The sequence below is a fragment of the Alicyclobacillus cycloheptanicus genome, from assembly GCF_028751525.1.
Classification (GTDB): domain Bacteria; phylum Bacillota; class Bacilli; order Alicyclobacillales; family Alicyclobacillaceae; genus Alicyclobacillus_L; species Alicyclobacillus_L cycloheptanicus.
Genome location: NZ_CP067097.1, coordinates 2,430,852 through 2,454,630, shown reverse-complemented (window position 1 = coordinate 2,454,630; position 23,779 = coordinate 2,430,852). Strand labels below are relative to the sequence as shown.

Annotated in this window: 19 protein-coding genes and 2 riboswitches; of the genes, 11 read left to right on the top strand and 8 right to left on the bottom strand. The window is 62.7% G+C overall.

Annotated elements, in window-relative coordinates:
* Positions 1-153 precede the first annotated feature (153 nt).
* The gene (locus JI721_RS11225) at positions 154-1,632 is read right to left on the bottom strand and encodes an MFS transporter (RefSeq protein ID WP_274454972.1); all 1,479 of its coding nucleotides are present in this window, start codon (positions 1,630-1,632) and stop codon (positions 154-156) included.
* A 320-nt stretch (positions 1,633-1,952) separates the two neighbouring features.
* Here JI721_RS11225 and JI721_RS11220 point away from each other — a divergent pair, with 320 nt between their 5' ends.
* Positions 1,953-4,013: a prolyl oligopeptidase family serine peptidase gene (locus JI721_RS11220; protein ID WP_274454971.1), complete on the top strand. Its 2,061-nt coding sequence runs from the start codon at positions 1,953-1,955 to the stop codon at positions 4,011-4,013.
* Between the two features lie 377 nt (positions 4,014-4,390).
* On the opposite strand, the gene JI721_RS11215 is transcribed toward JI721_RS11220, so the two are convergent.
* The 4 genes from JI721_RS11215 to JI721_RS11200 form a co-directional block, all read right to left on the bottom strand.
* Positions 4,391-6,154 carry a long-chain-fatty-acid--CoA ligase gene (locus tag JI721_RS11215; protein ID WP_274454970.1) on the bottom strand — a complete coding sequence of 588 codons (1,764 nt, stop codon included), beginning with the start codon at positions 6,152-6,154 and terminating at the stop codon, positions 4,391-4,393.
* Between the two features lie 186 nt (positions 6,155-6,340).
* Entirely contained in the window at positions 6,341-6,595 is a 255-nt protein-coding gene (locus tag JI721_RS11210) for a lipoyl domain-containing protein (RefSeq protein ID WP_274454969.1), read from the bottom strand.
* A 103-nt stretch (positions 6,596-6,698) separates the two neighbouring features.
* Positions 6,699-7,718 (bottom strand): alpha-ketoacid dehydrogenase subunit beta, encoded by a 1,020-nt coding sequence (locus JI721_RS11205; protein ID WP_274454968.1) that lies wholly within the window; start codon positions 7,716-7,718, stop codon positions 6,699-6,701.
* Positions 7,719-7,794: 76 nt separating this feature from the next.
* Positions 7,795-8,751 (bottom strand): thiamine pyrophosphate-dependent dehydrogenase E1 component subunit alpha, encoded by a 957-nt coding sequence (locus tag JI721_RS11200; protein ID WP_274457821.1) that lies wholly within the window; start codon positions 8,749-8,751, stop codon positions 7,795-7,797.
* 265 nt (positions 8,752-9,016) lie between these two features.
* On the opposite strand from JI721_RS11200, the gene JI721_RS11195 reads away from it, so the two are divergent.
* The 6 genes from JI721_RS11195 to JI721_RS11170 all read left to right on the top strand — a co-directional run bounded on the left by JI721_RS11195 (position 9,017) and on the right by JI721_RS11170 (position 16,467).
* On the top strand, positions 9,017-10,552 hold the full coding sequence (locus JI721_RS11195) for an MDR family MFS transporter (protein ID WP_274454967.1): 1,536 nt from the start codon (positions 9,017-9,019) through the stop codon (positions 10,550-10,552).
* 991 nt (positions 10,553-11,543) lie between these two features.
* A riboswitch (TPP riboswitch) is annotated at positions 11,544-11,651 on the top strand.
* Positions 11,652-11,962: 311 nt separating this feature from the next.
* Positions 11,963-12,787, top strand: coding sequence for a thiaminase II (tenA, locus tag JI721_RS11190; RefSeq protein WP_274454966.1), 825 nt, complete (start codon positions 11,963-11,965; stop codon positions 12,785-12,787).
* On the top strand, positions 12,780-13,709 hold the full coding sequence (gene thiD / locus JI721_RS11185; protein ID WP_274454965.1) for a bifunctional hydroxymethylpyrimidine kinase/phosphomethylpyrimidine kinase: 930 nt from the start codon (positions 12,780-12,782) through the stop codon (positions 13,707-13,709). Before tenA ends, thiD begins: the two co-directional genes overlap by 8 nt.
* A gap of 52 nt (positions 13,710-13,761) precedes the next feature.
* Entirely contained in the window at positions 13,762-14,661 is a 900-nt protein-coding gene (gene thiM / locus JI721_RS11180; protein WP_274454964.1) for a hydroxyethylthiazole kinase, read from the top strand.
* Entirely contained in the window at positions 14,658-15,389 is a 732-nt protein-coding gene (gene thiE / locus JI721_RS11175; protein WP_274454963.1) for a thiamine phosphate synthase, read from the top strand. Before thiM ends, thiE begins: the two co-directional genes overlap by 4 nt.
* A 46-nt stretch (positions 15,390-15,435) precedes the next feature.
* A riboswitch (ZMP/ZTP riboswitch) is annotated at positions 15,436-15,520 on the top strand.
* A gap of 62 nt (positions 15,521-15,582) precedes the next feature.
* Positions 15,583-16,467 carry a bifunctional 5,10-methylenetetrahydrofolate dehydrogenase/5,10-methenyltetrahydrofolate cyclohydrolase gene (locus JI721_RS11170; protein WP_274454962.1) on the top strand — a complete coding sequence of 295 codons (885 nt, stop codon included), beginning with the start codon at positions 15,583-15,585 and terminating at the stop codon, positions 16,465-16,467.
* Between the two features lie 99 nt (positions 16,468-16,566).
* Here JI721_RS11170 and JI721_RS11165 read toward each other — a convergent pair whose 3' ends face one another.
* Entirely contained in the window at positions 16,567-17,121 is a 555-nt protein-coding gene (locus tag JI721_RS11165; protein WP_274454961.1) for a DJ-1/PfpI family protein, read from the bottom strand.
* 145 nt (positions 17,122-17,266) lie between these two features.
* On the opposite strand from JI721_RS11165, the gene JI721_RS11160 reads away from it, so the two are divergent.
* Positions 17,267-18,301: a ThiF family adenylyltransferase gene (locus JI721_RS11160; RefSeq protein ID WP_274454960.1), complete on the top strand. Its 1,035-nt coding sequence runs from the start codon at positions 17,267-17,269 to the stop codon at positions 18,299-18,301.
* A 76-nt stretch (positions 18,302-18,377) separates the two neighbouring features.
* Here the strand turns inward: JI721_RS11160 and JI721_RS11155 are convergent, their stop codons facing one another.
* Positions 18,378-19,379, bottom strand: a complete 1,002-nt coding sequence (locus JI721_RS11155; RefSeq protein WP_274454959.1) for a diguanylate cyclase domain-containing protein — start codon at positions 19,377-19,379, stop codon at positions 18,378-18,380.
* Positions 19,380-19,704: 325 nt separating this feature from the next.
* Between JI721_RS11155 and JI721_RS11150 the strand changes: the two genes are divergently transcribed.
* A complete protein-coding gene (locus tag JI721_RS11150) occupies positions 19,705-20,754 on the top strand; it encodes an XdhC family protein (RefSeq protein ID WP_274454958.1) in 1,050 nt (349 codons plus the stop codon).
* A 606-nt stretch (positions 20,755-21,360) separates the two neighbouring features.
* Here JI721_RS11150 and JI721_RS11145 read toward each other — a convergent pair.
* Positions 21,361-21,933, bottom strand: a complete 573-nt coding sequence (locus JI721_RS11145; protein WP_274454957.1) for a PaaI family thioesterase — start codon at positions 21,931-21,933, stop codon at positions 21,361-21,363.
* A gap of 301 nt (positions 21,934-22,234) precedes the next feature.
* Here JI721_RS11145 and JI721_RS11140 point away from each other — a divergent pair, with 301 nt between their 5' ends.
* Positions 22,235-22,756 carry a hypothetical protein gene (locus tag JI721_RS11140; RefSeq protein ID WP_274454956.1) on the top strand — a complete coding sequence of 174 codons (522 nt, stop codon included), beginning with the start codon at positions 22,235-22,237 and terminating at the stop codon, positions 22,754-22,756.
* Positions 22,757-22,934: 178 nt separating this feature from the next.
* A complete protein-coding gene (locus JI721_RS11135; RefSeq protein ID WP_274454955.1) occupies positions 22,935-23,702 on the top strand; it encodes a spore coat protein in 768 nt (255 codons plus the stop codon).
* Positions 23,703-23,779: the final 77 nt, after the last annotated feature.

Here is a 23,779-nt window from a genome sequence, read left to right as displayed (position 1 = left end):
CCAGCGGCGCAGCACTCGGACCTTAAGGCGCCTTTCGTTCCTTAGCGGCCGGGGCGGCAAGGCGGGGGCAAGGTGGGGGCCAGAAGCGGGCCAGGGGGCAAGGTGGGGGCCGCAAGCACCCAAGGGGCCCGCCGCCTCCCGACCCCACCTCCCTTACGCCTGGGCCTTTCGATGCCGTCCCTTCGGCACGCGCAGGCTCATCACAATAACCAGCGCGCCGAACACTGCGTCGATGATGCCGAGGCGGTGGATTTCCCGCACGCCAATCGCGTGCTCGAACACGAATCCAAGCAGCACCGTCGACAAAATGGTGCCCATGTACCGCGCCGTCATGAACAGGCCGGACGCCGTCCCCATGGTAGCCGCCGGGACGACCGCGAACAGCGCCGTCTGCAGGCCGATGTTGTTCAGCCCGTTGCTGAGCCCGAGGATAAACAGCACGATGAGCAGCCAGATGATGGGCGTGTGCGCACCCAAGGTGACAAACAGGATGGACCCGACCGTCAGACAGAAGCCTGCCAGAAGCAATGGCGGGCGCGATCCCGACCGTTCCACCCACTGCCCCGTAATCGGCGACACGATGAGGCTGGACCCGGCCACGCACAGCATGATGAGACCGGCCTGCTGGGCGTTGAAATGCGCCGCCTCCTGCAGGTACTCCGGCATCCCGAAGAAGATACAATAGAAAATCAGATTCACGGTCACAAACTGAATCTCAATCCACGAAAACGCTTTGTTGGACCGGAACATCCGCAGGTCGATGAACGGCCTGGCCGCCCGCAGCTCGCGCCAGCCAAAGAACAGCAGTGCGGCCACTCCTGCAGCCCCCGTCCACCACACCGGGTGTGTGGACAGAGACAGCAAAAAGACCAGAAGCAGCACGATGGTCGCGGCAAAGCTGAGGATGCCGACCGCGTCGAGATCACGCATCAACAGCGGCACCAGCCGCGACTTCACTGTCTCACCGCGGTTCGCCAGGACGGGATCGAACCGGTCCGGCGGCAGCAGCCAGAGGGCCATCACAAACGAGATGATGATAAACGGAAAGTTGACGATAAACAGTGCAGGCCAGTCCCCCCAATGCATCACGAAGCCGCCAATCGACGGCCCAAATGCGGCGGCGCCGGAGGAAAAAATCCCGAGAAAGGCGAGCGCCGAAGCTTGGCGGTCCGTGATCCACTGCCGCACAATCGCCATCCCCGCGGGGAAAATGGCGCCGCTGCCGGCAGACTGAATCAGCCGAAACACGATGAGCCACGTAAAGGTCGGCGCGAACGGCGCTGCCAGTGATGACAACGCGGCGAGGACCAGGCCAATGAGAAAGACTTTCTTGCGGCCAACGCGATCGGCCACCTTCCCCATCACAGGCTGGGCGATGGCACTCGCGAGGTAGTACGTGGAAATGATCCATGAGGCATCCGTAAACGTCAGGTGAAAGACGCTCTGGAGCCGTGCGATGGCAACTGAAATCATGGATGAGTTCAAAGGGTTCAATAAGATTCCGAGCGCAATGGTGATGAGGACCCAATTCCGCCGGGAAGACATAAACTTTCGGACTGCGTCGGCACTGTCCAACGGGCGCGACGGTGTTTGCCGCAAATCGGAACGTGCTGGTTGTGAATCTTGGGACATTGCGAACTCCCTCCTGTCGTGCTGGACACGTAGATGTGCGCATTCCCCGGTCATCGCGTCCCAAGGATGACGCCATAGAATGGTAAGTCACTCAAGATTCTATGGTAATCCTTTGCAGGCGGGCATGCAAAGGGCCGCCTGCTCGGCCCAAGCGCGCGGCCCGTTCAGTTGCGGCCTCCCGGCGCGTTATCGGTTCACCACCGTGCCGCCGTCACTGCCCTCCACGCGTCCGCCGACCCACGATTCTGTGTTACCCTGTTGACAGACACCCAACGCGTGTCCCAAGCTTGCTGCAAATCACGAAGGAGGCACCCGACGACATGTCGATTTCCTGGCGCAAAGACCCGATTGTTGAGGATTTCTTCGGTACGCCGGTCGCAGACCCGTACCGCTGGCTGGAAGACCCGAATTCACCCGATACACAAGCGTTTGTGAAAGCGCAGAACGAGCGCACGTTCGAGTACCTGCGGTCGCTGCCCACCCGGGACAAATTTCGTGATCGGCTGAAAGAATTGTGGAACTTTCCACGCATGAGCGCACCGCGCCGTGCGGGGGAGCGCTACGTGTTCGAACGCAATGACGGCCTGCAAAACCAGGCGGTACTGTACGTGCAGGACACCCTGGACAGCGAACCGCGCGTGCTGCTGGACCCCAACGCGTTGTCCGAAGATGGAACGGTGGAATTGAGCGGCCGCAGCTTCAGCAAGGACGGCAAGTGGATGGCGTGGTCGTCGTCGCGCAGCGGCAGCGACCGCCAGGAGATTCGCGTCCGAAACGTGGAGACGGGCGAGGACGGGCCAGACCTCATTCGCTGGTGCAAGTTCACCAACTGCGCCTGGACGGAAGACGGCAAAGGCTTCTATTATAAACGGTTCCCGGTACCTGGCACGGTCGCACCGGAAGACGAGAACCACTTTGCACAGGTGTATTGGCATGAACTCGGAACCCCGCAGGAGCAGGATGTTCTCATCTATGAACGGCCGGACGAGAAGGAGTGGGGGTTCGACCCGCTCATCAGCGACGATGGCAGGTACCTGCTGCTGTACGTGACGCACGGGACGGACTCGCGCAACCGGCTCTACTATCGGGCGATCGACCCTGCGCAGCCGGGCCTCCCCGCTGCCGAAGCCCCGTTCACCGAGTGGCTGGATGACTTCGACGGCGCGTACACCTACATCGGCAACCATGGCTCGGTGTTCTACCTGCACACCACATGCCAAGCCGATCGCGGCCGGATCATCGCGATCGACCTGACGAATCCGGACAAATCCAACTGGCGCGAGGTCGTGCCGGAGACAGAGGGCGTACTCGACGCGGTGCGGATGGTGCATGACCATTTGGTCGCCGTGTACCTGCAGGACGCGCACCACGAAGCGAAAGTATGGACGCTCGACGGCCGACTGGTCGACACCGTCGAGCTCCCGGGGATTGGATCGATCACGGAACTGAACGGCCGCAACCGCGACCGCGAAGCGTTTCTCGCGTTCACGTCGTTCCTCTACCCGCCAACCGTCCTGCGCTACGACGTGGCGAGTCAGTCCACCGACGTCTGGTTCCGTCCGGACGTCAACTTCAAGACGGACGACTATGTGACCAAGCAGGTGTTCTACACATCGAAGGACGGCACGCGCGTGCCGATGTTCATCACCCACCGCAAAGATTTGAAGCTGGACGGCAGCCATCCGGCGCTCTTGACTGGGTACGGCGGGTTCAACATCAGCCGGACGCCCGCGTATGCCATTCCCCCGCTGGCGCTGCTGGAGCAGGGCGGTGTATACGCACTCGCCAACCTGCGCGGCGGCGGCGAGTATGGCGAGGCATGGCACCGCGCAGGCATGTTCGAGAACAAACAGAATGTGTTCGACGACTTTATCGCTGCCGGCGAGTGGCTCGTCGACAACGGCTACACGAGCCAGCGCAAGCTGGCGATCACGGGCGGCAGCAACGGCGGCCTGCTGGTGGCCGCGTGCATGTTGCAGCGGCCCGACCTCTACGGCGCGGTGGTCTGCCGGGTGCCTGTCATCGACATGCTGCGCTATCACCTGTTCACCGTCGGACGGTATTGGACGACCGAGTACGGCAACGCGGCCGAGAATCCGGAGCACTTCAAATTCATGATTCGATACTCGCCGCTCCATAACGTGCAGGAAGGCGCCTCGTACCCGCCGGTGCTCATCATGACGGCAGATACGGACGATCGCGTCGTGCCCGCTCACCCCTACAAATTCACGGCCACGCTGCAGGAAAAGGCCGCGTCACGCGACCAGGTCTGGCTCCGCGTGGAAGAAAACGCCGGCCACGGCCACGGCAAACCCGTGTCGAAGTCGATTGAGGAAGAGGCGGACGTGCTGGCATTTTTGTTCGATCAACTGGGCGAGTGAGGGATGTTTCATACAACCTCCCCACCCCGCCACATGGAACCTTTCCTACCTTATCGGAGGCCCGGCACCACCGGGCCATCCACTTTAAGGCGGGTTTCCTGCCATATCCGGGCCAGGGTGCACGCACCCACCCGCCACAGGGAACCTTTCCTACCTTATCGGAGGCCCGGCACCACCGGGCCATCCACTTTAAGGCGGGTTTCCTGCCATATCCGGGCCAGGCCGCGCGCACCCACCCTGCCACAGGGAACCTTTCCTACCCTGTCGGAGGCCCGGCACCACCGAGCCATCCACTTTAAGGCGGGTTTCCTGCCATATCCGGGCCAGGCCGCGCGCACCCACCTTGCGCCAAGCCGCCGCCTACACCCACTGCCACTCTACTGCACACGCTTCTCCCGGCCTTCCCACACCAGTTCGCGAATCTTGAACTTTTGCAGCTTGCCCGTCGCCGTCCGCGGCAGCATCTCGACAAACCGAAACTCCTTCGGCGTCTTGAAGTGCGCGAGATGCGCCCGGCAGAATTCCCGCAGCTCGTCCGCGAGCGCTTCCTCCGTCCCAGCCGTCCCAGCCGTCCCAGCCGTCCCAGCCGTCCCAGCCGTCCCAGCCGTCCCAGCCGTCCCAGCCGTCCCAGCCGCAGCGGCCGCTCCCGCCACTCCTGCTCCCGCTCCGGCGACAACAGGCTTCAGCACCACGAAGGCAACCGGCACTTCGCCCCACTTGTCATCCGGGCGCGCCACCACCGCCACGTCGGCGACCGCCGGATGCTTATACAGCACGCCCTCCACTTCAATCGACGACACGTTCTCGCCGCCGGAGATAATCACATCCTTCAGCCGATCCAAAATCTCGATATAGCCGTTGGGGTGGATCACGGCCAAATCTCCGGTGTGAAACCACCCGTCGCGAATGGCCTTTGCGGTCTCCTCCGGCTGCTTGTAATAGCCCTCCATCACGACGTTGCCGCGCGTGACAATCTCGCCGATTTCCTTCCCGTCCCACGCGACCTCCGACCCGTCTTCCCGCATCACCGTCGTCTCGCCGTTGAACAGCATCTCCACACCCTGACAGGCCTTCAGCGCCGCCTGTTCGTCCGCGGGCAGGCTGTCAAATTCGCGACGCCACTCGCACCAGGTGATGAATGGCGACGTCTCGGTCAGGCCATACACGTGAATCACGTCCATGTTCAACAACCGCTGCACCCGGTCGATCACGGCGGCAGGCGGCGGCGAACCTGCCGTCGCGATGCGGGTCGGCCAGGTGATGCGCACGTCCTCCACGTTTGGCGCCTGCACCAGCATGTTCAACACCGTCGGGGCGCCACACGCCAGCGTGATGCGCTCCCGCTCGTACAGTTGTAAAACCAGCGCCGGATCGACCTTACGCAGGCAGATATGGGTGCCCCCAACACCGGTGATCGCCCAAACACCACCCCAGCCATTGGCGTGAAACATCGGCAGCGTGTGCAGGTACACGTCGTCGTACCCGACGCGCATGTGGAACAGAAAATCGGCCGCGTTCATGTACATATTGCGGTGGGTCAGCACAACGCCCTTCGGCTTCGAGGTCGTGCCGCTCGTGTAGTTGATGGTGATGGGCTGGTTCTCGTCCAGCACCACGGCCGGCTCATCCGCAGATGCTTCCGCCAGGAGGGCCTCATAATCCAGCGCCCCATCCAGCGCCCCATCCGGGCTTGCCCCAGTGGCCCCGTCCGTCACCGCCCTATCCGGGACCGCAGTGGACGCGCCCGTCACCACCACATGACGCACTTGCGCAAGTTCATCGCGGATTGGCGCCACGAGGTGCGTGTACTCCCCATCCACGATGACAACCTCCGAATCGCTGTGGTTGATGATGTACGCCACCTCGTGCGGCTGCAGCCGGTAGTTGATGGGCACCATCACCGCGCCAATCTGGCAGATTCCGTAGAAACACTCCAGCATCTCGTGCGTGTTCGGTGCGATGACCGCGACCTTGCAACCGGTTTCAATCCCAAGCTGCGCGAGCGCGTGCGACAGCCGATTGGTCCGTTCCACGAACGTGCGGTAGGTGAGGCGAAGGTCCCCGTCGACCACCGCGATCTTGTTCGGATACAACTTCGCGGCGCGGCGTTTGAACGCCATCGGTGTGAGCGGCGTGATCATCAGCGTCTCCCCTTTTCGTGTGTACAAAAAGTAATATTGACAATATTCTATCTGATATTTTGGGGTTCCGCGAGATGGGCTGCGCTAGTTTGTGCAGGGTCTGCCGCGCGAAGTGGCGGAGCCCGCCAGCCTGCGGCCCGCCAGCCTCCGGCGAGCCGTCACCCTGCCGGCCCTGCGAAAGAGCGTCTATGGCCGTGGTGGACGGGCGGCCGGATCAATCGTCGCCAGCGTATCCCCCACGGACGCCGTCTCCGCCCGCTTGACGAAAATGCGTTGCAGCACGCCGCTCACCGGGGCTTCAATTTCAAACGTTGCTTTCTCCACTTGCATTTCGACCAACACGTCATGCTGCTCGACCCAGTCGCCTTCTGCCTTGTACCACAGTACGACGACACACTCTTTGGGCTCCTCCGTGGTCTGTGGAAGTTTCACCTCTACCATACAGCTGTCCTCCAAATCCAGTTTGCGGCGTTGTCGCGACCAGCGTCGACCTGCGGTCATCCACCGCCATCGCGACCCGAGTTGTCGTGCCAGTATTGGCCGGCTACTGCCGAACCAGTCCAATCACCGCCTCGTACACGTGCTGCGCGTTTGGAATCACGAATTGTTCCAGCGGCCGGCTGTAGGGAATCGGCACGTCCGGCACGGCCAACCGGCGAATCGGCGCGTCCAGGTCGTGCAAGGCTTCCTCCGCGGCCACCGCGGCAACTTCCGCGCTCATTCCATAAGAACGATAGTCTTCGTCGACAACGAGCAGCCGGTGCGTTTTCCGCACAGAGTTCAAGATGGTTTCTTTGTCGAGGGGGACCAGGGAACGCAGGTCCACGACCTCCGCCGACACCCCGTCCGCCTCCAGGCGCTGCGCAGCCTCCAGGGCGGCATGGGTCATCATCTGGATCGCGACGATGGTCACGTCCGTCCCCTCGCGCACGACCTTTGCCTTGCCCAGCGGCACCGTGTACGGCGCTTGCGGCACATGCCCAACCGAGGCGTCCAGTTGCGTCATCCAGCCGAGGCCTTGCAGGGACTTGTGAAACATGAACACGACAGGGTTGTCATCCCGAATGGCCGAGATCATCATGCCCTTGAGGTCATAGGGGGTGGACGGTGCAACCACCTTCATGCCCGGCAGGTGCGCAAACGACGCGTACAGCGTCTGGGAGTGCTGCGCCGCATCGTTGTAGCCGCCGCCCACAGCCGTCATCAGCACCATCGGCAGTTTGACTTGACCCCCGGACATGTAGTGAATCTTGGCCATGTGGTTGTAAATCTGATCCATACAAACCCCGTGGAAATCGACAAACATCAACTCTGCGATGGGCCGCATCCCTTCCGCCGCAGCGCCAATCGCTGCGCCGATAAATCCAGTCTCCGAAATCGGTGTATCGCGTACGCGGCCGGGGCCAAAACGCGCATAGAGCCCCTCGGTCGATCCAAAAATCCCGCCGTACACGCCGACGTCCTCCCCGAGCACAAACACCCGTTCATCCCGCTCCATCTCCTGCGCGATGGCCTCTGCCATCGCCTTGTTGCCCGTCAACATCCGCGTGGTGGAAGTCGCCATGGACCATTCCTCCTTTTGTGACCTTTCCCGCCCAGCATCCATTGCGCCCGGCCTTACACACAGCGCAGAGCCTCTGTCAGGCGTCAAACACGTCGGCAAGTGCAGCTTCGGCGGGCGGATACGCGCTGTCGCGCGCGAAGCGGTACGCATCGTCGACCTCCGCCCGCGCCCGTGCGGCCAGTTCCTCCAGCACGCTTGCGGACACCCCGTTCTCCGTCAGGTGGGCCTGGAGCCGGTCAATCGGATCACGCTCGCGCAAGGCCGGAACCTCCGCTTTGTCGCGGTAGAGTTCGGGATCGCCCTGGAAATGCCCGAGATAGCGGTAGGTTTCGATCTCGATGATGGACGGCCCCTCGCCCGCACGCGCCCGTTTCACGGCTTGTTCGGACGCGGTGTACATGGCCACGACGTCGTTGTCCGCGACGCGCGTCCCTGGGATTCCGTAAGCGCTTGCACGCAGGTCGTTCGATGCCACCGCCGTGGATGCCTGCTTTGGCACGGAGATGCCGTACGCGTTGTCCTCAATGACCACAATCACCGGCAGCTTCCACAGTGCCGCGAGGTTGAGCGCCTCGTGAAACGCGCCCGCGTTGGCGGCGCCTTCCCCGATGAACGCCACCGCCACCCAGTCCTTGCCTTGCATCTGCGCTGCCAGCGCCGCCCCCACGGCGTGGGGAACGCCGGCCGCGACGATGCCGCCGCAAGAGAACTTCACGGCGGGATCGAACAAGTGCATGTGTCCCCCTTTGCCTTTGCCAAGCCCCGTCTCCTTGCCGAAGATCTCGGCCGTCATCCAGCGCAGGTCCACCCCTTTGGCGATGGCGTGGTGGTGCGGACGGTGGGGTGCCGTCACCGTGTCCTCGCGGCGCAGGTGGGCACAGATGCCGACGGCCGCAGGCTCCTGTCCTGCCGCCAAATGCATTTCGCCCGGCACGGGGCCTGCGCCGATGTTGAACACCGGCTGCTTGCCTTCGGCGTAAGCCTGCACCATGCTTTCCTCGTAATAGCGGATTTTCACCATGGTTTCGTACATCCATTTCCCTTTCTCCAGGTCGATGGACACATTGCCCGCCTCCTTCGACACGCGTTCGCTCGAGCGATCGCAAGCGATAGTAATTGAATATTCTGGCCAAGTATTTTGTAGTACAGAATCCATAGGTTGTGTGATACCATAATGGGGCTGCGAACAAAAAGTAAGCGTCTGACGCCTGCCGACCGGCGCAGTGCGTCGCGCGCCAGGGCGCGACCAGGCGCTGCTAGACGCGAAACGATCGGATCCGCGATCTCTACGGAGGTAGGTGACCAACGTGGAACAAGCCGTTCGAACCACCAACCGCTCCACCGTCACGGCGTTTCTGCTGCTGGCGATGTTTCTGTCCGCCATGGAAGGAACCATCGTCGCCACCGCAATGCCGACGATTGTCGGGAAGTTGGGCGGATTTTCCGAGTTTGCTTGGGTCTTCTCGGTCTTCCTGCTCGCGCAGGCCGTGTCCATCCCGATTTACGGCCGACTCGCCGATTTGTACGGCCGCAAACCCGTGTTCGCCGTGGGCACCGGTATTTTTGTGCTCGGCTCGCTGCTTTGCGGCCTCAGCCACGCAATGGTCATGCTCATCCTGTTCCGCGCGCTGCAGGGACTCGGCGCAGGTGCTGTGCAGCCCATTGCCATGACCATCGTCGGCGACCTCTACCCCGGTGCGGAGCGCGCCAAAGTGCAGGGGCTCCTGTCGAGTATGTGGGCGCTGGCGTCCGTGGTCGGACCCGCACTGGGCGGGCTCATCGTACAGACCATTGGCTGGGCGTGGATCTTCGAAATCAACGTGCCGCTCGGCCTCATCGCTATTTTCGGGATCACCTTCTTCCTCCGCGAACAGATGGAACGCCATCCAACCAAGATTGACTTTCTCGGCGCGATTCTGCTGGTCGCCGCCGTGTGCGCCTTGATTCTGTCGCTGCTGGAAGCGGGTGTGCGGTGGGCGTGGGCATCCCCGCAAATCATCGGATTGCTCGTCGCGTCGGCCGTGCTGTTCGCCTTGTTCTTCCTCGCGGAATCCAAGGTCAAGCAGCCGATGCTGCCGCTGCCGCTGATGCGCATGCGGGTCATCGCCGTGGCCAACGCATCGGCCCTGCTCACCGGCGCCATCACGCTCGGCACCTCGTCTTACATCCCCACGTTCGCGCAAGGGGTGCTGGGAGTGAGCGCCTTCCTTTCGGGCGTCACGATTGTCACCATCTCCATCGGGTGGCCCATCGCGTCGACGCTCTCGGGCAAACTCATCTGGCGGTTCGGCTACCGGGTGAACGCCATCGCGGGGCTGATTCTCTGCCTGGCTGGCAGCTTGCTGTTGTTGACGATTCGACCCGGCATCTCACCGTGGGCCATCGCCGCATACAACCTGCTGATTGGCTTCGGCCTCGGCCTGTCGTCCACCGTGCAAGTCATTTCCATCCAGTCCAGCGTGGCCTGGGCACAGCGCGGCATCGCGACCGGATCGAACATGTTCGGCCGCATTCTCGGCAGCACGCTGGGCGTAGCCGTCCTCGGCGCGGTGGTGAACGGAAACCTCTCGCGCATCCTCCGGGCATCCGGCGTCGCCAAGGGCTACAGCAACCCGACCGCAGTCACCAACCTGCTGCTCAACGCGTCGCAGCGGGGCCAGCTGCCATCCGGCACATTGCAGACATTGACGTCCGCCCTGTCGCACAGCATCCACCTCGCGTTCTGGACCGTGGTCGCCATTGCGTTCCTCGGCGTCCTGGTGTCGACGGGCGTGCCGGGCGGTGTCCCGGACGAAACCGGCCAAGTGGGAACGGCCCGGCAGACCCAGGCCTAGCGGAAGGGCGTGGGGAGTGTGTGGCGGAGGCTGAGGCTGGTTCGCGGGTCGGGCGGGTCGGGCGGTGCGGTGCAGGCTCGCCGCCGGCCTCGGGGGGCCTCGGGGGGCCTCGGGGGGCCTCGGGGGCCAGCGCCCTTCACTGGCCGCCCACCTCCGCTAAAGGCGCCTTTTCTACCTAATCGGGGGTCCGGCATCGCCGGACCCTCCACAATAAGGCGTCCTTTCTACCTTATGCCGACGGCCACTGCCTGCGATCCCGACGCTTTAGGCACCTTTCCTTCCCTAACGTGGGGCCGGCGCGCCCGGTCCGGCCGACTTTAGGCGCCTTTGCTGCCTTACGCCGACGCCCGCCCCCCTCAGATCCCGACGCTTTAGGCACCTTTACTGCCTTATGCCGACGGCCACTGCCTGCGATCCCGACGCTTTAGGCGCCTTTCCTTCCTTAACGGGGGCCGGCGCGCCCGGGCCGGCCGACTTTAGGCGCCTTTGCTGCCTTATGCCGACGCCCGCCCCCTGCGATCCCGACGCTTTAGGCACCTTTGCTACCTTACGCCGACGCCCGCCCCCTCAGATCCCGACGCTTTAGGCACCTTTCCTTCCCTAACGTGGGGCCGGCGCGCCCGGGCCGGCCGACTTTAGGAACCTTTGCTGCCTTAGCTGACCGCCAGCAGCACCCCGCCCCGCCGCTTTAGGCGCCTTTGCTACCTTATGCTGACGCCCGCTGCCTGCGATCCCGACGCTTTAGGAACCTTTGCTGCCTTACGCCGACGCCCACTGCCTGCGATCCCGCCGCTTTAGGCGCCTTTCCTTCCTTAACGGGGGCCGGCATGCCCGGGCCGGCCGACTTTAGGTACCTTTGCTGCCTTACGCCGACCCCTGCTTCCGCGCACACCCTCCTCCCTACCTCCCCCTCCCCCTCCCCCTCCCCCGCCTGTGCAAAAATCGATAGACCTGCCATCACGCGCGTGGTATAGTTTCCTTAAACAACCTGTGAGGCCACTAGGGGAGCCAGAGCTGAGACAAGGACGGCCGTACCGTCCTTGAACCCTTCGCACCTGATCTGGGTAATTCCAGCGTAGGAAAGTGGCCAGCGTGCCGAGCAGCGTTGATGGAGGGTTGCACACAAGGGCACCCTTGAGCGCAACGCGGCGCGCAAGCCCCAGCAGCACGGCCCTGAGGCAACTTCCGCCACTCGGGCCCTTGCCGCACTTGTTGCGGCGCCGCGCGCTCACCGATCGCTCACCGATCGCTCACCGATCGCTCACCGATCGCTCACCGATCGCTCACCGATCGCTCACCGATCGCTCACCGATCGCTCGTCAATCGCGAGCCGATCGCTCACTCATCACGCTGCCCCCCTTTCCATCCGTTCTCACCCCGAACTGGCCTCCGACGAAGGAGGCAGCAGCGATGTCTTTTGCGACTTCGCTCCGACAGGAAGCCCAGTCCATTTTCGATTCCATCTGGCAGCATCCGTTCGTGCAAGGTCTCGCGAAGGGCGAATTGCCCCGGGAAGTCATCATCCACTATGTCCAACAGGACACCCAGTACCTGAACACCTACTGCAAGGTCTACGGCATGGCGTTGGCGAAGGCCCACACACAGGCGCAAATGCGCGCGTTTTACGAACGCATCGGCCTGCTGCTCGACGGCGAACTCGTCCCCCATCAGAACCTGTGCCAAGTCGCAGGCGCATCGTACGAAGCGGTGCGGCAAAAGGCAGCAGAACTCGCACCGACCGCCCACCACTACGCGCGCCACATGCTGTCTGTCGCGCAGCAGGGCACACTCGGCGAAATCGTTGCCGTCGTGCTCCCCTGCCACTGGATTTACGTGGACATCGCCAAACAAATCGTAGACGAGTCGCACCCCGCGGCAAATCACCCCTTCTACGACTGGATCTCCTTCTACGCCAGCGACAGGATGCAAGCCGGGCTCAACGAGCTGATCACGATGCTCGACGAACTGGCCGCATCCTCGGGCGAACTCGACTCATATCTCATGAAATCGGCCTTTCTGGACAGTTGCCGCCTGGAGTACCAGTTCTTTGATATGGCGTACAAACTCGAGCGGTGGGAGCCGACCCCGCGCACGCTGCCCGACATCCCCCCTCTGCCAGATGCGGACCGTGTCTTGGAACGCCGGGATCGCCCCAATGACGCCAGCCTCTCCGACACCCGCGGCCTCTCCGACACCCGCAGCCTGCCGGCCCTCGGAGGGAGCCGCGATGTTTAGGCAGCCGGGCGGGCACGTCGTTCGGGCGCTGACAATCGCCGGATCGGACAGCGGCGGAGGCGCGGGCATCCAGGCTGACTTGAAGACCCTGCACCAGTTCGGTGTCTACGGGATGTGCGCCATCACGGCGTTGACGGCACAAAACACGCACGGGGTTCAGGACATCCAGGCGGTCCCCGCTAGCTTCGTGCAGCAGCAGCTGGAATCGGTGCTCACGGACCTTGGCGCAGACGCGGTGAAGACGGGGATGTTGGCCTCCGCGGACATCATCCATACCGTCGCAGACGTGCTGGAGGCGCATGCGGTGCAACACCTGGTGGTCGATCCGGTGATGGTCGCAAAAGGCGGCGCCCCCTTGCTGCAGCCCGACGCTGTGGACGCCCTCAAAGCACGACTCTTCCCGCTGGCTGCGGTGGTGACGCCCAACCTGCCGGAGGCACAGGCACTGTGCGGGTACCCCATCCGGGACCTGGCGGACGCCAAGCGGGCCGCGCGCGACCTGGCGCAATCCGGCGTGCCAATCGTCGTCATCAAGGGCGGTCACGCGGCCGATGGCCGTCCAAATGACGCAGTAGACATCATCTATGACAGCGGCACCCAAACGTTCACATCGCTCGTCTCGCCGCGCGTGCCAAGCCGTAAAACGCATGGCACAGGCTGCACCTTTTCATCAGCTGTCACCGCACTGCTGGCGCGGGGCGAAGCACCCTTGACGGCCATCGCAATGGCCAAAGCGTTTGTCTTCGAGGCCATCGACCGGGCAAAGGATTGGGACGTCGGATCCGGTCATGGCCCAACAGACCATACAGCGCCAGCGAACACGTCGTTGCTGGTGCCGCCTGCGCCTCTGCAGCACGGCTCGTCCTATGTCTATCGCGATGGCACATGGACGGTCCACGCATCTCCGCCAGCCGGCCTGTAACGAGCGCATCCATGCAACACCCACAAATCTACAGAGAGAGGAGCATCACCCTATGGAGGAGAACTGTCATCCAGCCCCAGCGCCGGACGCGCCGGCATCCGGCCTTCGCGCCACTCACGCGGAAGCCGCTGACGAGCACACGCCAGGCGCGTGGCTGACCCGCGTGCGCGCGGAGCGTCCGCTCGTCCACAACATCACCAACCTGGTCGTCACCAATGTCGCCGCCAACGCGCTGCTGGCCATCGGCGCGTCGCCCGTGATGGCCTACGCCCACGAGGAAGTCGCCGACATGGCGCGCATTGCGCGGGCCGTCGCACTCAACATGGGCACGCTCACGCCGGACGTCATCACGGCGATGCGCATCGCCGGCAAGGCGGCCAACGAAGCCGGCGTGCCGGTGGTGTTCGATCCCGTCGGCGCCGGCGCCACCCCCTACCGCAGCCAGGCCGCGGCGCAGCTCACCGAAGCACTCCGGCTGACGGTGCTGCGCGGCAACACGGGCGAAATCGGCGTCCTGCTGGGCGCCGGCGGCCAGGTCACCGGTGTCGACTCGTCCGGTGCCGGAAACGAACTTCCGCAGGCCATGAAGGCGTACGCAAGGGCCAGGGGAACCGTCGTGATCGCGACGGGAGCCCATGACCTGGTCACCGACGGCGAATCCCTGTGGCAGCTGCACAACGGGCACCCGCTGCTCGGTTCCATCACGGGGTCAGGCTGTTCACTCACGGCGATACTCGGCGCGTTCGTCGGGTCCGTCGCCCACGGAAGTCCGTTGTCGACCTACGCGTCCGCGTGTGTCGCCGCCGTCACCTGTTTCAACGTCGCGGGCGAGTTGGCCGCGGCATCGGCGCAGGGGCCCGGCACCTTCCAGGCCGCGTTGTTCGACGCACTCTACCATCTGACCGAGGCAGATGTGAATGACCGCGCCCGGGTGGAGCGGGTGAGCCTATGACCGTGAACAACGGCAGCCGTGCCTCGAACGAGCCGCTCTGCACACGTCTTGGCGTGTACGTGGTGACCGACGAGCGGGCAGACCTGGACGGCCTGCTCGGCGTGATTGACCGGGCCCTGAAGGGCGGGGCCACGGCCGTGCAGCTGCGCCGCAAGCGGGCGGACGGACGCGAACTGGTCGCGCTGGGGCGGGAGATTCGCCGCCTGACAGAGGCCTACCACGCACTCTACCTCGTCAACGACCGCGTGGACATTGCGCTCCTCACGGACGCGGACGGTGTCCACGTGGGCCAGTCCGACCTCTCCTGCCGCGACGTCCGGCGCCTCGTGGGCAGCAAAATCGTCGGTGTCTCCGCGGCCACGGTGCAGGAAGCACGGCAAGCCGTGCTGGACGGCGCCGACTATCTCGGGGTGGGCGCGGTTTTTCCGACGTCCTCCAAGGACGACGCGGACGTGTGCGGATTGGACGGATTACGCGCCGTCGTGACAGGCCTGTCGAATATCGTGACGGGCCCGACGGATAGGGCCGCAGGCCTGTCGGACGCGCGACCGGAGGCTGCCCCGGGCCGGCGCGTGCCCGTCGTGGCCATCGGCGGGATCACGCTGGACAACGCACCGCAGGTACTGGCAGCGGGGGCAAACGGGTTGGCGGTTGTGTCCGCCGTTATGCAGGCGGACGACCCTGCGGCGGCGAGTCAAGCGCTGCGGAAAATCGTCCATGCACCTTGATTCTGCGTGACGTTCCCTGTACAATGACGATTGTCAATTGAACACATACCGATCGCACGACTGGCGGAAAAGTGGAACGAACCACGAGGGAGTGCGACCGTTTTCCTTTGCCGTCCGCCTGGGCATCCTCTACGGGATTCCTGGGCGGACTCTATTTATGTGCGGAAATGATTTGCGGAAAGGAGCGACCTTCATGACACAGTTGTTGTCGGGCCAACCGTTGGCGGCCCAAATGCGGCGGGCCCTCCTTGATGACATTGCACACTGGCAGGCGCTCGGACACCAGCCCAGTGTGGCGGCCATCCTGGTCGAAGGCGATGCCGCCTCGGCCTGCTACGCCCGCGCCAAGCAGCGCGCGGCCGCAAAGCTGGGCATTTCGTTTGAACTCGTCCGGCTGCCCGCGGATACCTCAGAGCAAACACTGATTCGGACCATTGAGGACTTCAATCGAGACGCGGACGTCCACGCCATCATGCTGGAGCTGCCCCTGCCCGGCCACATGTCGACCGAGCGCGTGGTGGAGTCCATCGCGCCGGAGAAAGATGTCGATGGGCTGGTGGCGGCGAACCGAATGGCCAACCTGACCGGGGCACGCGGACTGTACCCGGCCACGCCGACCGCGTGCATCCGTTTGGTCAAGCACTACGGCCACACGCTGTCGGGCAAGCACGCCGCCCTGATCGGCTTTGGCAAGACCGTTGGGATGCCCCTGTTTCACCAGCTGATTCGCGAAAACGCGACGGTGACCGTGTGCCATGCAGGCACGCCGGACTTGAGACCGCACCTTGCGGCTGCGGATTTCGCCTTTGTCGCAGTGGGCAAGGCTGGGCTGATTACCCCGGACATGGTCCATCCAAACCTCGTCATCGTCGATGCGGGCATCAACGAAACTGCCGATCACGGCGTAATCGGCGACGTCTCACCACACGTGATGGGCCATGTGGCGGCCCTGTCTCCAACACCTGGCGGCGTGGGGCCCGTCACCACCATGCAGTTGTTCTCGAACGTGATGGAGGCCATGAACCTGCAAGTGAACCCGTCCCGCGCGGCGCAGCCGGTTCTGACCACCGTGATGTGAAAACCGGCCCTCCCGCAGCATTGCGGTGAAGGCCGGCTTTTTCATGCTCGCTGTAATGGTCCCTGGAGGTTCACTGGTGATCTCCCGGGTAAGGTTCGCTTACCGATTCAACAGCTTCAGGAACTCGCGCATGAAGCCCGGCAAATCCGGCCACGCGTGTCCAGAAACCAGGTTGCCGTCGACGTGCAGCGTGTCCGTCACGTAGGTGCAGCCAATCGACTCCACAGTCGGCCGGCAGGCGACGTAGGCCGTCATCGAACGGCCCTGCAGGACATCTCGGACAATCTCAAGGACTTGCGCCGCGTGGCAAATGGCGCCAACTGGTTTGTTCTCGACGAAGAAGTGGCGGACGATCGGACCGAGCGCTGGATTCAGGCGAATGTACTCCGGCGCACGGCCTCCCGGAATGATGAGCCCGTCATAGTCTGCAGGATTGACTTTGTCGAACGAGGTGTGCGCTTGAATCAAGTAGCCTGGCTTCTCCGTGTAGGTGTCCCAATCGGTAAAGTCGTGTACGACCGTGTGCAGGGTTTTCTCGCTGGGCGCCGCGATGACCGCCTCCACGTTTTCCTCCAACAGTCGATAGTAGGGATAGTAGATCTCGAGCGCCTCGACCGCATCTCCTGTGACAATCAGCACTTTCTTGTTGGCCATTCCATCGTCCCTCCCAAATGAGATGTCGTGTAATGCCGTTCTACCCACATGATAATACGTTTTGACACCGATTTTCATCCCCGTGCCTGCCGCTTGTGTCGTTGTTGTATGATGAGAACAAACGTACAAAAAAGGGGGGCCCCGCATGCCGCATCCCGATGCCCTGACTGACCGCTACTCCCGCCAAATCCTGTTTCGTCCGATCGGACCTGACGGACAGCAACGCTTACGCCAGTCGCGCATCGCCATCGTCGGGCTGGGCGCCCTCGGCACCGTCCTCGCCACGCAGATGGTACGCGCGGGCGTGGGGTTTGTGCGGCTCATCGATCGAGACATCGTCGAACCTTCCAACCTCCAGCGGCAGTCGTTATACGACGAGGCAGACGCGCTGGCAGGCCGCGCGAAGGCCGAAGCCGCGGCCGACAAACTGCGCCAGGCAAACCACGATGTGGACATCGACATCGCGATGGAAGACGTCACTTGGCGCAACGCCGAGCGGTTGTTGTCCGACGTCGATGCCATTCTCGATGGCACAGATAACCTGCAAGTCCGGCACCTCATCAATGATGTGGCGGTCAAGCACGACATCCCGTGGGCTTACGGCGGCGCCGTCAGTTCCTACGGCACCACCGCGTTTCTGCAGCCCGGGCAAACGCCTTGTCTCGTGTGCCTGTTTGGGTCGGAACCTGGCGGCGGCCACGATACCTGTGACACCGTGGGGGTCATCGCCCCTGTCGTTTCCATCATCGCGTCCCTCCAGACGGCGGAGACGCTGAAGTATCTCTCCGGGAATATCAATGCGCTGAGTCAAAGCATGACCCATGTGGATGTCTGGCGCAACGAGTTCGTGTCCATGCAGCTCGGCGAGCCGCAAGCGGATTGTCCGTGCTGCGGTCAGCGCGAGTTTCGTGCACTGCGTGCCCGCTCGGACGGCATGACCGTATCGCTGTGCGGCCGGCAGACCATCCAGGTGCGGCCCGAGACGCCGCTGCAGGTCCCGCTCGACCGCATGGCACAACGTCTCGCATCGCTCGGCACGGTGACCCATTCGTCGTCCTTGCTTCGGTGCGACTTCGGCGCCTTTCAAATCACGCTGTTCGCAGATGGACGCGCGCTGCTGCACGGGATTGAGGACGCTGCGCAGGCCCGGAGCCTGTACGCCCGCTACATCGGGATGTAGCGGGACGCTTGCGCCCGTTTGCGACTTCCGTACGACTCCGGTGTGCGGTGTGCTGCTGCCATGGACTGCTGACGGACTACTGCCGCAGGTCGCGCCTTGTGCGGCGCACTTTGTGATCGGCGGCCATCACGGCTGCGCCGGGGTCGAGGGGCACCGCGTTCTCCTCTTCCCCGAGCCTGGCGGCCTTGGCTGACTTGGCTTCGTACATCCGTTGGTCGGCTTTCACCAGACAACCATCAAAATCAGTGCCGTCGCGGTCGAGAATCGCGATCCCAAACGAAACCGTCGGCAGCCCTTCGCACAGACGCCTGGACAACTCCTGCGTCAACACGTCCGGGTCCTTCGGCTGAGCAAGGCAGAACACAAACTCGTCTCCGCCCCACCGCGCGCACAGTCCGTCCAGGCCGACAACAGCTTTGAGGTCCCGTCCAATCGTCTGCAACACTTGGTCACCAATCCAGTGACCCCGCTGGTCGTTGATTTGTTTGAAACCGTCGACGTCGAGGATGCCAATGGCAATGGTCGACCGGGAGGTGCGGTGGTTTTGGTGCCACGTGAACCAGCGCTCCATGAAGCCCCGGCGATTGGACAAATTCGTCAAAGGGTCGATGGAACTTGTGATTTCTGCCTCCCGTCGATCGATGATCAACCCCAGCACGAGCGATACCTGCATGACGAACAGGCGTATGAGCCGGCTCTCGAGAACGACATCGGCTGGCTTGTCCCGCTTCGCCAAAATCACCGCACCGGCCACTCGCTCCCGCAGCTGAATCGGCCACACGCCGACGTACGACACACCGATTCTGCGCGAAAAGCTTGCCCACTCCGGCGGAAACTCGCGGGCAGGCAGCCAGCGCTCCAGGGGAACGACATGGGGAAGCCGCGAAAACCACTTGCCACGCGCCACTTCCGTCTGCAGAATATCGCCGTGGTTTTCATTCACGCCAAACGGGCCGTGGACAAGCACACCGGGCGAATCTGAAAGTTGATGCATAAACAGATAAAAGCCGCCATCGACTCCGAACAATTCCTGCAGCAGCGGCGAAATGAGTGCTGGCAGCTCATTCCCCCGACTCACGCGTGTCCATTCCATGGATCTTTCGATCAATGTTTCCAGACGATCCATGATGAACGCCCTCCCCCAAAAGCGTCGAAGTCACGTCGTTGTTCGATGTTCCCTGAGAAGAAACCGCTTCCGAATCATATTTTGTCTATGTGAATTTGTTGTTCCGTTCGCCTGTATCTGATTCCAAGCATCTCATAAAGTCTTGCATTCTTCAACAAGAGATTGCGTCCAACTGCACGAGTCGATCGACATATCTGATAATATTGGTAGAGAACGAAGGAAAGGCATTGTTAGGGGTTTCATTGCACCATGGAAGCCTGTCGAGGAGATGAGGAAGATGTCTCGCATTGACGAGATCCGGCAACTGTTCAGCAAGATGGAATCCTCGTGGCACGAGGGCGAGCGAACGGCCCTGCTCACCATCACCTGGGTCAAGGGCTCAGCCTATCGTCTGCCGGGCGCGAAAATGATGATGTCTGAACAAGGGAAGATGCTGGGGACCCTGTCCGGCGGGTGTCTGGAGTCTGACTTATACGGGTGGGCGGTTCAAGCGATGGAAGAGGATCAGCCAAGGCTCGTTCACTACGACTTGAGCGAAAACGAACTGTGGTCGCTGGGGATTGGATGCAAGGGAACGATGGAGGTTGCCATTTTCCCCGTCCACCCGGATGACCCGTTCTGGTCAGCGGTCCGCGCCGCGGTTCAGCGCGAACAGGCCGTTTCTGTGGCGCTGGAGCTGCCGACAGGCCGGCGGGTGCTGTTTGAGGACGAGCGCCCAATTGCGGGTGAGGTGGAGACGCTGCCGGCAGCCGTGATCGAACGGTTGACGGCGGGCATTGGCAGTCGCACCCGCGCTGAAGTGGTCGAGATCGACGGACACCGGTTTTACGTGGATACGATGCGGCCTAATGAGCGGCTCATCGTCTGCGGTGCGGGCCATGATGCGGTACCCGTCGCCGCCTTGGCGGCCAAAGCCGGTTTCCGCGTTACGGTGCTCGACCCCCGCGCGGAGTTCAACGGAGACAATCGCTTCCCCGGCGCAGAACACCTCGTGGTGGAACCGGAACACGCCGACCCGGCCGAACTCACCCATAGTTGGTGGGTCATCATGAACCACCTGCAGCTGCGGGATGAACACGCACTGCGCTTGGCGCTGTCTGCACAGCCGAAGTGGATCGGCGTCCTGGGGCCGCTGTCGCGCACCCAGGAGATGCTGAGCAACCTCGGAGCCGCGATGGAGGACGGCCCAATTCACGCGCCAGTCGGATTGGATATCGGCGCCGAAACGATTGATGAAGTCGCGATCTCCATTGTCGCCGAGCTGTTGGCTGCCCGCGCACAGCGCAACGCGCAGCCGCTGCATGGCCGCGAGAAGATCCACGCCTGACACGGGGTTTGGGGTCGATTGGGGCCGGGGGGCTGATTTTGGGGGCCGGGCCAGTTGGGGGCCGGGTCGATTGGGGGCCGGGTCGATTGGGGGCCGGGTCGATTGGGGGCCGGGCCACCCACGAGGGCACCTTTTCTGCCCTATCGCGGGTGACATGCACCCGATAGGGCACCTTTCGTGCCCTATCAGCCGGCCGCTCCCCTCCTCGCCACTGAGGTAGGGCGTGTTTCACTCCCTAGCGAGGAGGCTGGTCTAGGGCCAGGCCACCCACGAAGGTACCTTTCCTTCCCTATCGGATTCGACATGCACCCGATAGGGCACCTTTCGTGCCCTATCAGCCGGCCGCTCCCCTCCTCGCCACCGAGACAGGGCGTGTTTCACTCCCTATCGGGGAGACTGATCTAGGGCCGGGCCACCCACGAAGGTACCTTTCCTTCCCTATCGGACTCGACATGCACCCGATAGGGCACCTTTCGTGCCCTATCAGCCGGCCGCTCCCCTCCTCGTCGCCGAGACAGGGCGTGTTTCGTTCCCTAGCGGGGAGGCTGGTTTGTATACAAGCGGGCCGTCCGAGCCCAGGCCACCCACGAAGGCACCTTTCCCGCCTTATTCGCCCGTCCCTGTCGTCCCCGTCCCTGTCGTCCCCGTCCCTGTCGTCCCCGTCCCTGTCGTCCCCGTCCCTGTCGGCCCCGTCCCTGTCGGCCCCGTCCCTGCCGCCCCACTCTTCGCCGTCGCCCCGTCGCCGGTTCCTTCGCTCCGCGGCGGGCGCCGGATATAAAACTCTCCCGTTCCATAGGCGACAAGTGTGCCCTCGTCGTCGTACACGTCGGCCCGGCACACGGCAAGGCGACCGCCGCGCTTGATCAGCGTGGCCACTGCGTCGAGATACGCCCGTTCCCCCCGAGCCGCCTGCAAATAATACACGTTCATCTGGCTGGTGACCGGCTGCTCGGTTCCCTCCAACGTCGTGTGCAGCATGACCGACATGGATGAGTCAATCAGCGACGCTAAGACGCCGCCGTGCACGTTGCCGTAAATCTGCAGGACTTCTGGCTCGATGTCCATCCGGACAACCGCCCGTTCCTCCGAAACTTCAATGATGTACATGTGGATATGCCGCCAATAGGCTCCGTCCTGCAAATGTTGAATCCGCTCGAAATCCACGTCCGTTTGATTCACGTCGATTCTCCCTTCGATTCATGCCTTCAAAGTCAGTCCATCCATATCATGACGTGCGATTCATGCCATTCAGATCACGGCATTGGTAACGACGCTGCGGGTTGGAATCAGACGTGCGCTTTCCGAGCCAGCCATCCAAACATCTTGCCAGCCAGTCAGCGATCGATCCCGGCATCTCATCAGGCATCTCATCAGGCATATTTCTCCACCGCATTGCGAATGTTAGCACAGTAATCGATGTCCGGGCGGGATTGGGCAAATCGAAGCTCACAACCGCAATCTGACGATGGAGTGATCTGCAGTGGCGAAACACCCGTATGGTACCCCTCCGATTTTACCATGGTTTGCATCTGTGGCCGTGCTGTGCTTTGTGGCTGGTTGTACGCAGGTGAATCAGTCGTCCTCGGCCGGTGCCGTCGGTTTGGCGAACGAGAAGCCCGGCATAGTTCAATCGGCCACTGTGAACCGGTCGACCAAAACCGTCACCGTCAACATTCTGAAAAACGATGTCGAACCGAGCGGACACCACACGCCAACCATGAACTACCGCGCGCAGCGGATTCAGCTTCCGGTCGGCTGGCGCGTGCGCGTCGTCGCCCAAAACACCCAGCATCAGGCTTTGGGCGCATCCATCGTCCCCGGCAGCGACGCCAGCCTCACCCAAACCGCAAGCGGCCGCCTCGGCACGAATGTCCGCTTCACGCAGCCCGGGAACTACGTAGTGTTGTCCAGTCGATCCGGCCAGCATGGGTACGTCCTGGACTACATCCGTGTCTCGCGATCGGTCACGGCACCAAAGATTTCCGTTGACGAACGGGGGTAGCGAAGCTGCCGCAGCCTTCACGACTGCGGCATGGCGCGTGCTTTTCCGGCGCGGCTGTTCCTGCGGCGGCGCCATGCTCCGTCAGTAGCCGAGGATTGGTGTCAAGCGGCATGCATGTCCCCCATCGACCTGGGAACCATATTTATGAAATTCCAACTCTTCACTTGGAGGTATGCATGTGAACGCTTCAACTTCACCCGAATTCGGTGCCCATGAACTGCTGGTCATGCACGAGGCGCTGATGACCAAAGCTGCCAATGCAGAAATGCTGTCGTACCTGAGTGAACAGGTTCAAGACCGCCAGCTCCGCACGATGCTCGCCGATCAGGCCCGGACCGCAGCAAACCACTACACACAAGGCGTGAACCTGCTGCAGGGCCAAGGGCGGATGTCCGGCGGTATGATGTCCGCCCCCGGCATGATGTCCGGTCAACATGCGATGTCTCAGAACGGTGAACCGAAACTCGGATTGCGCCAACCCAGCATGCCCGCGCCAAGCATGTCCGGTAACAGCCTGTCCGAACGCAGCATCTGTACCACCGTGCTCAACCTGCACAAACACGGCGCCATCGGCTGGATGACCTTTGCCATGGAGTGTGCCGATCCCGACCTGCGCAGCTACCTGGTCAACGGCGCCCTGCTCTGCGATCGCGCGGCCTACGACACCTGGATGTACATGAACCAGAAGGGCTATTACCAGGTGCCCACGCTCTTGCAGAAGACCACCAACACCCTGATTCACTCTTATCAAACCACGCCGACACCGCAAACCGGGTATGCGCCCATGAACGCCATGAACAACCTGCAGCAGGCGACCATGAGTTCAATGGATGGAAATGCGTCCAATGCCAACCATGCCAGGGGAGCGGGGGCGCTGAATCAGACCCAGCAAATCAACCCCAACGATTCCAACCACTTTGAACCCCGTTCCTACAACATGCACTGACGGTGCGCCAAGCTTGAACATGTAGGTTTGCCCAGCTGAGCTTTGCGTCTCGCGTTGGAGGCACTCGCCAACCGGAA

Excerpts from the sequence above, each read along its gene's own strand:
- JI721_RS11225 (WP_274454972.1), bottom strand. The coding sequence starts at position 1,632 with ATGTCCCAAGATTCACAACCAGCACGTTCCGATTTGCGGCAAACACCG.
- JI721_RS11220 (WP_274454971.1), top strand. The coding sequence starts at position 1,953 with ATGTCGATTTCCTGGCGCAAAGACCCGATTGTTGAGGATTTCTTCGGT.
- JI721_RS11215 (WP_274454970.1), bottom strand. The coding sequence starts at position 6,154 with ATGATCACGCCGCTCACACCGATGGCGTTCAAACGCCGCGCCGCGAAG.
- JI721_RS11210 (WP_274454969.1), bottom strand. The coding sequence starts at position 6,595 with ATGGTAGAGGTGAAACTTCCACAGACCACGGAGGAGCCCAAAGAGTGT.
- JI721_RS11205 (WP_274454968.1), bottom strand. The coding sequence starts at position 7,718 with ATGGCGACTTCCACCACGCGGATGTTGACGGGCAACAAGGCGATGGCA.
- JI721_RS11200 (WP_274457821.1), bottom strand. The coding sequence starts at position 8,751 with ATGTACGAAACCATGGTGAAAATCCGCTATTACGAGGAAAGCATGGTG.
- tenA (WP_274454966.1), top strand. The coding sequence starts at position 11,963 with ATGTCTTTTGCGACTTCGCTCCGACAGGAAGCCCAGTCCATTTTCGAT.
- thiD (WP_274454965.1), top strand. The coding sequence starts at position 12,780 with ATGTTTAGGCAGCCGGGCGGGCACGTCGTTCGGGCGCTGACAATCGCC.
- thiM (WP_274454964.1), top strand. The coding sequence starts at position 13,762 with ATGGAGGAGAACTGTCATCCAGCCCCAGCGCCGGACGCGCCGGCATCC.
- thiE (WP_274454963.1), top strand. The coding sequence starts at position 14,658 with ATGACCGTGAACAACGGCAGCCGTGCCTCGAACGAGCCGCTCTGCACA.
- JI721_RS11170 (WP_274454962.1), top strand. The coding sequence starts at position 15,583 with ATGACACAGTTGTTGTCGGGCCAACCGTTGGCGGCCCAAATGCGGCGG.
- JI721_RS11165 (WP_274454961.1), bottom strand. The coding sequence starts at position 17,121 with ATGGCCAACAAGAAAGTGCTGATTGTCACAGGAGATGCGGTCGAGGCG.
- JI721_RS11160 (WP_274454960.1), top strand. The coding sequence starts at position 17,267 with ATGCCGCATCCCGATGCCCTGACTGACCGCTACTCCCGCCAAATCCTG.
- JI721_RS11150 (WP_274454958.1), top strand. The coding sequence starts at position 19,705 with ATGTCTCGCATTGACGAGATCCGGCAACTGTTCAGCAAGATGGAATCC.